At 61.5% G+C, this 13,069-nt stretch carries 12 protein-coding genes; 8 read left to right on the top strand and 4 right to left on the bottom strand.

Going from position 1 to position 13,069, the window contains the following annotated elements; translation table 11 throughout:
* Nucleotides 1-69 precede the first annotated feature (69 nt).
* A complete protein-coding gene (gcvA, locus tag BO1_RS21975; RefSeq protein ID WP_028219395.1) occupies nucleotides 70-987 on the bottom strand; it encodes a transcriptional regulator GcvA in 918 nt (305 codons plus the stop codon).
* A 104-nt stretch (nucleotides 988-1,091) separates the two neighbouring features.
* On the opposite strand from gcvA, the gene BO1_RS21970 reads away from it, so the two are divergent.
* The 7 genes from BO1_RS21970 (at nucleotide 1,092) to BO1_RS21940 (ending at nucleotide 8,125) form a co-directional block, all read left to right on the top strand.
* Complete coding sequence (locus tag BO1_RS21970; RefSeq protein ID WP_245643873.1) at nucleotides 1,092-1,655, top strand: carboxymuconolactone decarboxylase family protein; 564 nt, start codon at nucleotides 1,092-1,094, stop codon at nucleotides 1,653-1,655.
* A 169-nt stretch (nucleotides 1,656-1,824) separates the two neighbouring features.
* Nucleotides 1,825-3,048, top strand: coding sequence for a MalY/PatB family protein (locus BO1_RS21965; protein WP_043285848.1), 1,224 nt, complete (start codon nucleotides 1,825-1,827; stop codon nucleotides 3,046-3,048).
* A 6-nt stretch (nucleotides 3,049-3,054) separates the two neighbouring features.
* Nucleotides 3,055-4,743: an amino acid permease gene (locus BO1_RS21960; RefSeq protein WP_245643872.1), complete on the top strand. Its 1,689-nt coding sequence runs from the start codon at nucleotides 3,055-3,057 to the stop codon at nucleotides 4,741-4,743.
* Nucleotides 4,744-4,916: 173 nt separating this feature from the next.
* Complete coding sequence (locus BO1_RS21955) at nucleotides 4,917-5,198, top strand: hypothetical protein (RefSeq protein WP_028219391.1); 282 nt, start codon at nucleotides 4,917-4,919, stop codon at nucleotides 5,196-5,198.
* Between the two features lie 85 nt (nucleotides 5,199-5,283).
* Nucleotides 5,284-5,958: a cupin domain-containing protein gene (locus tag BO1_RS21950; RefSeq protein ID WP_028219390.1), complete on the top strand. Its 675-nt coding sequence runs from the start codon at nucleotides 5,284-5,286 to the stop codon at nucleotides 5,956-5,958.
* Nucleotides 5,959-5,969: 11 nt separating this feature from the next.
* Nucleotides 5,970-7,085, top strand: a complete 1,116-nt coding sequence (locus BO1_RS21945; protein WP_322788537.1) for a flavin monoamine oxidase family protein — start codon at nucleotides 5,970-5,972, stop codon at nucleotides 7,083-7,085.
* An 8-nt stretch (nucleotides 7,086-7,093) separates the two neighbouring features.
* Nucleotides 7,094-8,125, top strand: coding sequence for an alcohol dehydrogenase catalytic domain-containing protein (locus BO1_RS21940; protein ID WP_028219388.1), 1,032 nt, complete (start codon nucleotides 7,094-7,096; stop codon nucleotides 8,123-8,125).
* 9 nt (nucleotides 8,126-8,134) lie between these two features.
* On the opposite strand, the gene BO1_RS52185 is transcribed toward BO1_RS21940, so the two are convergent.
* The 3 genes from BO1_RS52185 to BO1_RS21925 all read right to left on the bottom strand — a co-directional run bounded on the left by BO1_RS52185 (nucleotide 8,135) and on the right by BO1_RS21925 (nucleotide 11,882).
* Nucleotides 8,135-9,055, bottom strand: coding sequence for a LysR family transcriptional regulator (locus tag BO1_RS52185; RefSeq protein WP_043285845.1), 921 nt, complete (start codon nucleotides 9,053-9,055; stop codon nucleotides 8,135-8,137).
* Nucleotides 9,056-9,113: 58 nt separating this feature from the next.
* Nucleotides 9,114-10,358 carry an MFS transporter gene (locus BO1_RS21930; RefSeq protein ID WP_028219387.1) on the bottom strand — a complete coding sequence of 415 codons (1,245 nt, stop codon included), beginning with the start codon at nucleotides 10,356-10,358 and terminating at the stop codon, nucleotides 9,114-9,116.
* Between the two features lie 201 nt (nucleotides 10,359-10,559).
* Entirely contained in the window at nucleotides 10,560-11,882 is a 1,323-nt protein-coding gene (locus tag BO1_RS21925; RefSeq protein ID WP_028219386.1) for a tetratricopeptide repeat protein, read from the bottom strand.
* A gap of 162 nt (nucleotides 11,883-12,044) precedes the next feature.
* Here BO1_RS21925 and BO1_RS21920 point away from each other — a divergent pair, with 162 nt between their 5' ends.
* Nucleotides 12,045-12,869: an AraC family transcriptional regulator gene (locus BO1_RS21920; RefSeq protein WP_028219385.1), complete on the top strand. Its 825-nt coding sequence runs from the start codon at nucleotides 12,045-12,047 to the stop codon at nucleotides 12,867-12,869.
* The last annotated feature ends 200 nt before the right edge of the window (nucleotides 12,870-13,069 follow it).

Genomic DNA, 13,069 nt, shown 5'->3' with positions numbered 1-13,069 from the left:
AGTCCAGACCGTTTCAGTGCGGCCGCTCGATGATCTGCTGGTCGACCGTGAAACGACCAGCGTCAGTTCTCAGGCCGTGCCGCCGGCCTCCTTGAGTAGCCAATCGCGAAACTCGCGAAGCTTCGGCAATGTCGCACATTCAGCGCGGTAGACGATGTAGTAGGCGAGCTTGGACACGAGCTTGACGCGCGGAAAGAGCGCGACAAGTCGCCCCGCAGCAAGGTCATCGTTCGCCATCACGCTCCTCGCCAAGGCAACACCCTGACCGTCGATTGCAGCCTGTAGTACGGCGGCGGAATTGTTGATTTGCATCCCTCGACTCGTATCGACGTCCGTTGCGCCAACGCGCGCAAGCCAGTCGCTCCACGAGGCGAAGCCTACGTGCACGTCTACCGACAGATCATGGATGAGGGCCTTGCCGGCAAGGTCCGCGGGCGTGACGACGTCTCCGTGCGTTCTAAGCCATTCGGGGGAACAAACGGCGAAGATTTCTTCGTCCAGAAGCTTCTCGGATGTCAGCCCCGGCCACGACCCCCTCCCGTACCGCACCCCAATATCGATGCCCTGGGCGGCGAAATCCGCTAAACGGAGGTTGGTATCGAGGCGTACGTCGGTCTCCGGGTGGAGCGTATGAAAGGTCTCGATACGCGGCAGAAGCCATTTGGCGGCGAAAGCCGGGCTGACCGTTACGGTCAATGGGCCATCTTTCACGCCGTCACGCAGCCGGCTCAGCCCCTGCGAAAGGCGGTCGAATCCGGCACGGATGTCGGGCAGGGCACGCTCGGCTGTTTCCGTGGGGGTCAGGCGAGAGCGTCCGCCGCTGCCGCGGTGAAACAGTGGTGTGTTTAGCCATTCCTCAAGCGATCGAACTAATTGACCGACGGCGGCCGGCGTGACGTTCAGTTCCGTCGCGGCCAAAGAGAAACTTTGATGGCGCGCGCTCGCTTCAAAGGCACGGAGAGCGTTAAGAAAAACAGGTGCTTTCATGACACATTTTCTTTAGCGGTCGAGAAGATTATCGCGATTGCAAGCGTTCCGTTCCTTCATCAGAATTTCTGCATGCCGCGTGCGGGGCGGACCGGTACGCGGCAATGAGCCAGTGGATCGTCATTCAATACATGAAGGAGATTTCCGTGTCCGATGTCCGAGTCGTACCGTGGAAGGAGGGCGACGAAGCGCCCGAAAGTCTCATCGCTGCCATGCGAGCCCGTCGACCCAATGACGAACTCATCGGAATCGATCGTGTGCTACTAAAAAGCTTCCCGTTGGCTATCGGCTGGAACGAATTGCTGCGTCGGGTTCGAGCCGAGTTCAGTCTTGAACTGGAATATCGTGAGCTGATCATGTTGCGGGTCGCGGTGCTTAACCATGCCGAATTCGAATGGAGTGTTCACTATCCCGCCTACCTCGATGCTGGTGGAACTGAGGAAAAAGCTGCAGCCCTCAGGCACCTGGACGTCAATGATTCGCAATTCAGCGTGCAGGAGAATTTACTCATCCGACTGGCCGATCAGTCCACGCAGCGCGTGAGCGTCGACGCGGATGTGATAGAAAAGGCCAAAATTCTGTTCGGCGAAACGGCGACGGTTGAGGCGGTGGCCACGGTCGCCGCGTACAACATGGTATCGCGTTTCCTGGTGGCGCTGGCCATTTAGACCGGCCTCGGCCACGTGCGGTTTTCATCCATGAGCGGTGCTCACGGTTCCATGAGTAGAAACCATTGTTGCTCATGAATTTGCGCTGATAACCTGCGTGCGTAGTGAGAGACACAGTGGGTGTTTCGTCGGAATTGTAACGGGTGTCAACGTGAAAAATATTGCGCAAATGATTGGAGACGGTGGTTCGACGGTTTGCACTTCATCGATCTTTGACGAAGTGATTGATCGCCGGGACTCGAATTCTTTGAAATGGGATCTCGGCAAGATCATTCTTTCAGCAGACGAGTTTGAAGCACAACCTCTGCCGATGTGGGTCGCGGACACTGACTTCAAGGCACCGCGCTGCGTCATTGATGCGCTGCATGGGGCCGTGGAGCGCGGCGTTTTCGGCTACAACGGCGGCGCGCCACAAAGCTATCTGGACGCCATTGTGGGCTGGCAGGCGAAGCGATTTGGCTGGGAGATCGCGCGCGAGTGGGTCTTGCAGGCATCAGGCATCATCACCACGCTGAAAACGGCCATTCAGGCTTTCTCCGCACCGGGCGATTCGGTGCTAATTCAAACGCCTGTCTATGCGCACTTTCACGAGGATGTTCTGATCAATGGACGACATCTCTCCGCCGCGCCACTGGAGCGCGTGGAAGGTGGCTTCCGCTTCAATACGCGGATTTTCGAATCGGCCATTCGTGACAATACGAAGCTTTTTATTCTCAGCAACCCGCACAACCCCACCGGCAACATCTGGAGCGAGGAAGAGCTACGGGTCATGGGCGACATCTGCGAGCGGCGGGGCGTGCTTGTGATCTCCGATGAGATCCATCAGGACATCATCATGAATCCGGCGAAGAAGCATATCCCCTTTGCGTCGCTGGGAGAGCGGTATGCTGCGAACAGCATCACCTGCACGGCGCCGAGCAAGACTTTCAATCTGCCGGGCTTGCAGAGCGCAAACATTATCGTGCCAAACAAGCGTCTGCGGGAGGAACTGCGCCGCCAGTTCGATCGCAACATGTATCGGTCGGTGAATACGCTGGGCATGGTTGCCGCGGAGGCCGCCTATACGCATGGCGAACCCTGGCTGGAGGAGATGCTGGGTTATATGCGGGGAAATCATGCGCTGTTCCGCGAAGCGGTCAACCGCGCTACCGACAAGGTCGAGGTCCTACCCGCAGACTCGCTTTATCTGGCGTGGATCGATTGCCGAAAGCTCGGCATGGACGTGCAGAGTCTGGACAAGTTCATGCTGACGCAGGCGCGCTTGTGGCTTGATGAAGGCCAGAAGTTCGGCGTTGATGGGCATGGCTACATGCGCATCAATCTCGGCTGCTCGCGCGCAACGGTGGAGACGGCAATTGGCCGCCTGTTGGCGGCGCTCGAGACGCTCCAATAGAAGGTTTTGGGCGAATGGTGGGGCTTTGAGGCACAAGCGCCGACGGTCGCAAAGACCTTTGGCGTGGCTGTCTGCGTCGTCGCGGCGGGAGTGACTGATGGCAGTCTCAATCGTCTGGCACGCCAGAAAATCGCAATAAAAACAAATATGGCTGCTGTTCAAACAGATAGCCATTTCGATCAATTTCAGACTACTGCTGTGTCTTCCGATGCCGAAGTCGCGCTCCCGCGAACCGATTGTGCATTGGAGCCAGCGCATGGACATCGTTTAAAGGAGGAGGCGACAATGAGTGCAGAGCGGGAGATGATGGCGTATGAGCAGGAGGATCTGAAAAGAGATCTGAAGAACCGCCATATACAGATGATTGCGATTGGCGGCGCGATCGGAACAGGGCTCTTTTATGGTTCCTCGTGGGCCATAAAAACGGCCGGCCCGGCGATCATTCTCGTGTATCTGCTCGCCGCGCTGGCGATTTATTTTGTCATGCGCGCGCTCGGCGAAATGGCGGTCGAAGAGCCCGTCTCGGGTTCCTATATTTCCTATTCGAATCGCTACATCCATCGATTTGCCGGCTTTCTCAACGGGTGGAACGCGTTCATCTTCCTGCTGGCGACCAGTGCGGCCGATCTCAACGCGCTTGGCCACTACGTCCATTACTGGTTTCCACATATTCCGATCTGGGTGACGGCTGGCGCGGCGGTTTCCGTGATGTTCCTCGTGAACATCGTCGGCGTGAAGGTCTATGGGGAGGCCGAATTCTGGTTTTCACTCGTCAAGGTGGCGGCAATTGTCGCGATGATCGCATTCGGCGTGGCCATGATTGTCTTTGGCTGGGGCAATAACGGACAACCGATCGGATATCGCAACCTAGTCGATCACGGCGGATTCTTCGCGAAGGGTGTTGGCGGAACGCTACTCGCAATCGTGATGGTGGCATTCTCGTTCGGCGGCGTGGAAAACCTCGGTCTGGCTGCGGGCGAAGCACGCGACGTGAAGACCACCATGCCCAAAGCCGTGAACGCCACCTTCTGGCGTCTGCTCATTTTCTACGTTGGTGCGGTGGCGGTGCTGCTGATGATCTTTCCGTGGACCTCGCTGACCACCAAAGGCAGCCCGTTCGTCGAAGTGTTCACGAAGATCGGCATTCCGGCAGCTGCGAGCATCATGAATCTCGTGGTGATGATGGCAGTGCTCTCCGCAGTGAATGCCAGCGTGTTCACGAATAGCCGGACTTTCTACAATCTCGCGTTGCAAAAGAACGCCCCCGCATTCCTGGGCGTCGTCAATGCACGCAAGGTGCCCGCTCACGCCATCATGATGGTGTTCGCGGCGATGTTTGTGGGCGTGATCCTCAACTACGTGATGCCGGAGCGGGCCTTCGAGTTGTGCTCCTCGGTGACGGTTTTCGCGCTCGTTTGCGCGTGGGGCTCGATCGTGATCAGTCACCTGAATTTCCGCAAGATCCGTATCCGTAGTGGTCAGGAATCGTCCATCGCGTACAAGATGCCGTTTTATCCGTACAGCAACTACATCGCGCTGGCATTCATCGCGGCCGTGCTGGTCTGTATCGCGATCCTGCCGGACATGCGGATGTCGCTCGTCGTCTCCGCGGTCTGGGTGGCCGTGGTCTATGTCGCGTACCGGTTCTATACGCGAAGCGAGCTACCGGTAGCGCATCCGGTCACTGAATCGTAAAAGCGAACGCATGTTCGCCGCGAAAGTTTTTCTTTCTCTGGCGAACACAATATCTGGTTTGCTGTGAAGTTCGATCACGCGAAGAATGGCAGGAGAGGTCGCGCGGCGGGCGATCGACGGCCGGGCCGCCGTGCGAATCTCGGGCAAACACCCACAGCAAACCGGAGAGTAAAGTGTTCTACCTGCAAATCACCCTGAAGATTGCTACGGCGAATCGCGCTGCCGCTGCGCAGATTTACATGAAATACAAGCATCCGTTCTTGACTACCACTTCAGGTGCCCAATCCAAAGCGCTGCTAGTTCGGGACGAGGACGTGCAGGTGTTGCACGGCTTTGAAACGCAGGCATCGGCGAGCGCCTATCTCAGCAGCGCGCTGTTCACGAACGATGTGGTCGAAGGACTGAAACCTTTGCTCGAAGCCGCGCCAGATATCCGTATCTACCAGGCCGTCTGATTCCCGGATTAAAGCTCTCGCGCCGTTGTAGACGGATTCAAACGACGACGTGCGCTACTGCTGGAGAAAAACAGGAGAATCGTTCGTGCTGGTCAATGCAGATTTTTCGCAATGTGCCATCGTTGCGCCTCGCGATTATGCATGGGTGGCCTCGCCGCAGAGCGGGGTCGAGCGTGTGATGCTGGACAGGATTGGCGCGGAAGCAGCACGCGCAACGAGCATTGTCAGATACACGCAGAACTCTCACTTTCCTCGCCACGTGCATCCGGGGGGCGAGGAAATCCTCGTGCTGAGCGGAACCTTCTCCGATGACGAAGGCGATTACCCGGAGGGCTGGTATCTGCGCAATCCGCCCGGATCGCAGCATCAACCGCACACTGCTAAAGGCGCCGTGATCTTCGTAAAGCTTCAGCAAATGGCGGCACAGGATGCGAAAACCGTGCGCATCGATACGCGGGATCCCGCGATGTGGATACACGCTGAAGGTCGCGAGATTTGCCCACTTCACACGCACGGCGCGCAGCAGGTGAGCGTGCAGCGCATTCAGGCAGGCGAGACCGTGTTCTCCGGGCCGGTGAATGGCGTGGAGCTGCTGGTGTTGTCGGGCGAGCTGAGGTTGGACAGTGAGGCCTATGAGCGCGGCGCGTGGCTGCGTCTGCCCGCGGACGCCGTTCCTCAGATCGTGGCGGGTGTCGAGGGCGCGACGTATTACCTGAAAACAGGTCATCTGCCTGACGCAACATTTGAGGCACAGCGATGAGCACTGTACGCGTGGCTATCGTGGGCGGAGGGTTGAGCGGGCTCTACGCGGCTTTGCTCCTGGAGCAAAAGGGGTGGCGCGACTATGTGCTGCTTGAGGCGCGAGAGGCACTGGGCGGCCGGATTTTGCCGCTGCGTTTGGGGCGTGCGCCTTCCGGGGCGTCAAACTGCTTCGATCTGGGACCCACATGGTTCTGGCCTTCGGTCCAGCCAAAGTTTGCGCAGTTGACTACCGAGTTGGGTCTTCATGCATTTGCGCAGCATGCGAGCGGCGATCTGCTTGTCGAACGCGCCGGAGAAGGCGAGCCGCGACGCGAGGCAGGCTATTTCTCGCAAGACGGAATGCGTATCATCGGCGGCATGAACGCGTTGATGACCGCGCTTCAAGATCGTGTGGATCTGGCTCGCATCCATACGGACCAGCGGGTGTGCACCCTGCGAGTTGCGGGCGATGAAATCGAATTGACGAGCCAGAATGCCGCTGGTTGGATGACCACCTGGCGTGCGCAACATGTGTTGATGGCATTGCCACCACGGCTTGCCGATACAACGCTCGAATTCGTCCCCAGGTTGCCGCCCGAGCTCGCGAACTCATGGCGCGCTGCGGCTACCTGGATGGCGCCTCATGCCAAATATCTCGCGGTGTATGACAAGCCATTCTGGCGTGCGCGAGGACTATCCGGCGAGGCGCGTAGCGCGCGCGGGCCGCTCGCGGAGATCCACAACGCGTCGATGCCCGGCGCACAGGCCGCGCTGTTCGGATTCTTCGGGATTCCCGCGCAGGTCAGGGCGAACGTGCCGGAGGACATACTGCGCGCGCATTGCCGGGCACAACTCTCTCGTCTCTTTGGTCCTGAAGCCGCAGAACCGCTCGCCGAGGGCCTCAAAGACTGGGCAAGCGATCCCTTGACCGCGAGCGCACTGGACCTCGCCGAGGCGGCCACTCATGGCTCGGCCGCGCCGGCCCGCGCGGAATCAGGAGCGTGGCAAGGGCGCGTGACAGGCATCGCAAGCGAGTGGTCGCTCCGCTATCCGGGCTACCTGGCCGGCGCTGTCGATGCCGCGGAACGCGGCGTCGCGTCGCTGCTGGGTGCGGCGAACTCGACCCGCAAATGTGAAATGCAATGAGAGAAGCCATGAAAGCAACATACTGCGCCATGCAGGTCAAGCGGCCCGGAGTGCTCGAACAAGTCGAGCGGCCGATACCCGAGCCGGGTGTGGGGGACGTGCTGATTGGCGTCGAAGCGTGTGGCGTCTGCGGCGCGGACGCCGCAGACATCGCACGCGCGAACCCTGCGGCACAGCCGGCCCGTGTGCCCGGCCATGAAGTCGTGGGTCGGATCGTCGCGCTGGGTGCGGGCGTGCCTTCGGTGTGGAAAGTGGGTCAACGCGTGGGCGTGGGGCGCCTCGGCGGACACTGCAACTCGTGCGCGCAATGTCGCCAGGGCCGGTTTCAGCTTTGCCTGGACCAGCCCGTGGTCGGCGTGACGTGCGACGGCGGCTACGCTGAAATGATGCTGGCACGCAGCTCCGCGCTCGTGTCGATCCCGGACGAACTGGATGCGCAAGAAGCAGCGCCTATCCTTTGCGCGGGGATCGCTACCTTCAACGCACTCAAGAAGTGCGGTGCCGAGCCGGGTGACATGGTCGCGATACTCGGCATAGGCGGACTGGGACATATGGCGATTCAATACGCGCGTCGCATGGGCTTCAAGGTGGTTGCGCTTGGCCGTGGCGAGGACATCGCGAACGATGCCATCGCACTTGGCGCTCATCTGTACATCGACTGCAATGAAGCATTTGCGGCGGCGAAGCTGCAGGACCCGGGCGGAGCGGCCGCGATCATTTCGACGGTCACGCAGGCCGATGCGGTGTCGGCCGTCATCGGCGGACTCGCGCCGGAAGGGCGCTTGATGCTGCTTGGCGTCGGCAAGGATCCGATGTCGATATCGACCGCTCAGATGGTTGGCGGTCAACGCAGCGTCGTGGGGTCCATCACGGGTACACCTTCCGACAACGAAAAGGCGTTGGCTTTCAGCGTGCTCGCGGATGTGCGGCCGATGATCGAAGTGATGCCGCTCAAAGATGCAAACGCGGCGTTGCGCAGACTGCAATCAGGCGACGCGCGCTTTCGCATCGTGCTGACAACCGGGCGGACCTTCGCGTGATGGCTGGCGTCACGCCGGGACTGCTGCTTCGTTTGCCTCGCACGCGCCGCCCGGGCGGCGTGCAAGGTCCACGAAGCCTGCGATGTACGCAGTCGCTTCCTCTCCTTTGCGTATGCCGAGATGGATGCTCTTGAAAATGCCGTGTTCGCCGATGCGCACGCTTCGAAGCGGCAGGCCCACCCCTTCCTCGCGAACGAGCCAATCCGGCAAGACGGAGATGCCGCGCCGCGCCGCCACCAGTTGCAGCATCAGATCGGTCGATTCCGCGGTGCGCTGGAACGCCGGCTTGCAGTGGGCGGGTATCAGGAACTTCGTGTAGATGTCAAGCCGCTCGGCGCTCACGGGCACGGTAATCAACTCTTCCTCCAGCAGGTCGCGCGGCATCGCGAACTTCGCGCACGCCAGCGGATGCGTCTCGTGAACCACGAGCACCAGTTCGTAATCGAAGACCGGGACGAAATGGAGCTCGGGCACATCGGTCGGGTCGGGCGTGACGAGCATGTCGATCTCGTAGCCAACGAGCGCGGCGACGCCGTCGAAACGAAACGCGGTGCGCACATCAAAATCGACGTCGGGCCATGCCGCGAGATAGCGTGGCGTCAACCTCGACAGCCATTTCTCGCAGGGATGGCATTCCATACCGACGCGCAATGCGCCGCGTCTCCCCTTGGCGAATTCTGCGAGCGTGCGTTCGGCGTGATCGAGTTGCGGCAGTACGCGCTGTGCGAGCGCGAGCAGGTGTTCTCCCGCTTGCGTGAAGCGCAGGCCGCGCCCGTTCTTGGTCCACAGCTTGATGCCGTGGCGCTCCTCGAATTTACGCATCAGGTGTGAGAGCGCGGATTGCGTGACGTTGAGGCGCTCAGCCGCTGCGGTCACGCTGCCGAGACGCTCGACTTCCATCAGGACGACAAGGGGTTGAAGGTCTAGCATGAGCGCCTCTGTTGCGTTGTGCGGGCTGCGCTGGCGTATGCCAGGCGTAGTGCCGTACTCAGTCGGGTTGCGGACGTGCGCCGCGCGCCGCCACGGTATAGCCGAACAGACCCAGCAGCGGACCGGGCACGAGCAGCCAGGTCGCGTCGAGGCCGATGTGGCCGAACAGGGCCGTTGTGGCGGCGATGGACACGACCGTGATCGCAAAGCCGATCGAATTCTGGATCGCCAGCGCGCCACCCACTACGCCGGGCGGGCATGCTTTTGCGGCGAGCGCCGAGAACTGCGGTGAATCCGCCACGACGGACGCGCCCCACAGAAGCAGCAACGCGCCGAGCGCAGCGGGCGAAAGCTGCCGCCACGCGAGGGAGAAAGTCAGCGCGCACAAGCCGGATGTCGCGAGCGCGCCCAGCGCGACCCAGGCGCTGCCAATACGGCGCGACAACGCGCCACCGATCAACGACCCCAGCGCCCCCACACCGATGATGCAGAATGCGACGCCGGACAAGCCCAGGTGCGGGAAGGGCGCCGCGAGCGAAGTGCGCGAGACCAGCAACGGCACCATCGTCCAGAACGTGTAGAGCTCCCACATGTGGCCGAAGTATCCGAAAGTCGCGGCGCGAAACGCGCGAATGCGAAACATCGCCCACGCGCTGGATGTGGCGTGCGTTTTTCCCGCATCGGTATGAACGACGCGCATGTGCGGGCCATCACCGAGCGCGCCGACGAGCGCCGCGCCGAGCAGCGCGAGCACCGACGAAGCGGTAATCACAAGCTGCCACGGAAAATCCGTGCCCATGACGCGCATCGCGTGCGGGAGCGCCGTACCCAGCGTCAGCATGGCAACGAGTTGCGCGAGCGCCTGCCCCGTTTTTTCGGGCGCCCAACTGACAACCAGCTTCATGCCCATGGGGTAGATCCCGGCAAGACAGATGCCCACGCAAAACCGCAACGCGGCGCCGCTGACAAGGCCGGTCGCGAGCCATGCGAAGCCCACGTTAAAAATGGCGCCCGCTACTCCGCTCAGGACGAAGATCCGGCTGGCGGCGTAGCGGTCCGCTGCGCCGCTCGAGGAGATGGCCAGCGTGCCGAGAATGAAGCCGATCTGTACTGCATTCGTGAGCCAGCCGATATCCGCCGCCGTGGCGTGCCAGACGCGCATCAGATCGGCGGCCGTGCTGTTCGCGCTGAACCACAGCGACGTGCCGAATAGCTGTGCAATGGCGATGGTGCCGATTGCGCCCGGCAAGCGCAGCACACGCTGCCGAAGCCCGTGGCGTTTGCGCGCGATGGTTGAGTTCATGGCGTACGTATTACCAATTTGTTGAGCGTCGCGTCGCTTTTAGCATCATGCCGGCAGCAAAGATTCATGATAACGATATGGATTGCGAAATATTTAAGGGGTTCGAATGACGAATTCGCCGCGGCAGCGATGCCCGCGCGCAACCTTGCATGGCTGCCGCGCCGAAGCAACGCGGCGCGTGACTGGCGCAGGAGTGGCGTCTCAGGCTGCCGTGAGCAGACTCAGCCAGCGCGTGTCGCGCGGCGAAGGACGGCGGTGCAGTCGTTTGTCGAGCAGCGCTCTTGCCTTGGCCGCATCGCCGCTGCGCATGTACGCGACGAGCAGCGTGTCCTCGGCCACTTCACGCTGCGCGCCGCTGCCGCCGATGCGCACGACCTCACTCGCGACCGGTTCGAGAATGCGGGCGCAACGCGCGTAGTCTTCTTCCGCGAAGGCAAGCGCCGCCTGGCACAGCGCGGGCACGACTGCGCCAGCCGGCAGCTTGTCCGCTTCGATCAAATCGTCAAGCGCGTTCGTGCGGCGCTCGAGCGCCGCCTTGTCACCGGTCGCCGCCGCGATTACCGCCATATGGAAATCGGCGAACGGAAAGCCGGCCTGCTGGAAATAGTCCGAGGCGTACCGGGCCACCTCGTCCCACATGCCTGCGGGCACATCGTGACCATAGGCTTGCAGCCGCCACAGGAACGAGGAGGTGTCGCTCACCACGTTGACCGGTACTGCAGTGGTGACGAGCGGCGCGACGTTCTCCGCATAGATCGACAGCGCGCGCCGCGTGTCACCGCGTTCCAGTGCGATGAGCGCGGCGTGCCAGGCGATATGGTCGTGCAGCACGCCGCTGCGGTTGTATTCGGGCAGCCAGCCATCGATGATGGCTTCCGCCTCGTCATTGGCACCCGCCTCGTACAGCACATGGGCCACCGCGTGCGCAGCATTCACGTTGTGGCGACGCAATTCGAGCGCGCGTTGTGTAAGGCTGCGGCCCAGTTGAATGTTCCCGTTCTCGCCATGCGCCCAGCCGCGATACGTCAGGAACCACCAGTCGTCATCGCTGAAGTGGCGCGCGTGGCGCTCGCACAGATCGACGCGCGCCTGATTGTGGCCCGCCATGCCCGAGAAGGCGAAAAGACCGAACGCGCCCAGTGGCATCGAAAGTATGACGATATCGCGCGGCCAGCGGTCGGTATGCGCGAGTGCGCCTGACAGCGCTTTCGGCGACTGGCCGTTGATCGCGAGGGACAGGATTTCAACGTGGCTGCGCTCGCGCTCTGTGCCGTGTCTGCGGACGATTTCCAGAGCCTGGGCGATCTTCGCGCGCGCTTCGGTCACTTCGGCACGGATGGCGTGCAGGCGCGCGCGGGCTGCGAGGGGCAGTGCGAAATCGGGGTCGGCCGAGATCGCCTCTTCCAGCGATTGTTCGGCACCAGGCCAAAGGGAAAGGAGCAGGTCGACGCCGCTCTGGTATCGCTCGGCCGCGATGTCCGAGTGGGTGGAAAGTGGCAAGCCGTAACGGTCGTTGCGCGCCATAAAGCAGTTGCTCCTCTGGTATCAATGCTGCGTCCGGCTGATGGGGTAGCGGAGCGCGGAACGCTAATGAATGCGGAATCGAGTCATTACATCAAATTTGGAGATGTCTGTATCTCGATTAACCGTCGACATGTGTAGAATAAGTGTCAACCGGAGATCTTCATGAGCTGGACCCCTGTCACCGCGCCGAGTCACGCCGCGCCGCCGTGCCCGCTGACCGTGAGGGCGCAATTCGTGCCCGCCCGCCACTATTTTCCCGACCACGCCCACGACTGGAATCAGCTCGTCTATGCCGTTTCCGGCGCGCTCACGGTCAATTCGGAAAGCGGCTCGGTGGTAATTTCTCCGGAGCAGGCGGTGTGGTTGCCGACAGGCTTGAAGCATCGCGTGGGTTCGCTATTGGGGGCAGAATTCCGCAGCCTGTGGATCGAGGAGGACGCGGGGCAGGGGCTGCCGTGCGTGCATCCCGCGGTGTATGGCGTTTCGCCGTTGCTGAAGGCGCTGATCATCGAGGCCACGGCGATCGCCGGCAGTGCGGACGTAGACGGGTACGCGGGCCGAATCACACATCTGATTCTGGACCAGTTGCGTCGCGCGCGGCCGCTCTCCGCGGCCGTGCCGTGGCCGCGCGAGGCGGGGCTCGCAGCGCTGTGCGAAGCGCTGTATGCCGATCCAGCGGATCCGCGTGGGGCGGAGGCGTGGAGCGAGGCGCTCGGCATCTCCGAGCGAACTCTGGCGCGTCGATTCGTGGCGGAAACCGGAATGAGTCTGCGGTCCTGGCGGCGACGCATGCGCCTGTTCCGGGCGATCGAGTTGCTTGCGGGAGGACTGGGAGTTACCCGCACGGCAATGGAACTGGGATATGGCTCCACCTCGGCCTTTGTTTACGCTTTTCGTCTGGAGCTGGGATGCAGCCCGCAGGCGTACATGCGAGGGCGCGACGAGCTCGATGGCTCGCGGATGCCGGTTGAACCGGAGGACGGTTGAGCACCGGCCGACCGCTCGCCTGACTCCCGCCGCCGCGATGCGCATCTCGAAACCCGTGTTCAATGGAGCGAGCTATGGTGAAAGAAGCCAGTTAAACACAAGTGGATGAACAGGGCGTCGGTTCACGCTGTACGCATGCAGCATGCTGGCGCGTCAGATTGTGGAGGTGATCAGCCTACACGAGATTTAACATAATTAAG

It is taken from the genome of Paraburkholderia oxyphila NBRC 105797, assembly GCF_000685075.1.
GTDB lineage: Bacteria > Pseudomonadota > Gammaproteobacteria > Burkholderiales > Burkholderiaceae > Paraburkholderia > Paraburkholderia oxyphila.
This window is presented reverse-complemented; position numbering and strand designations above follow the sequence as displayed.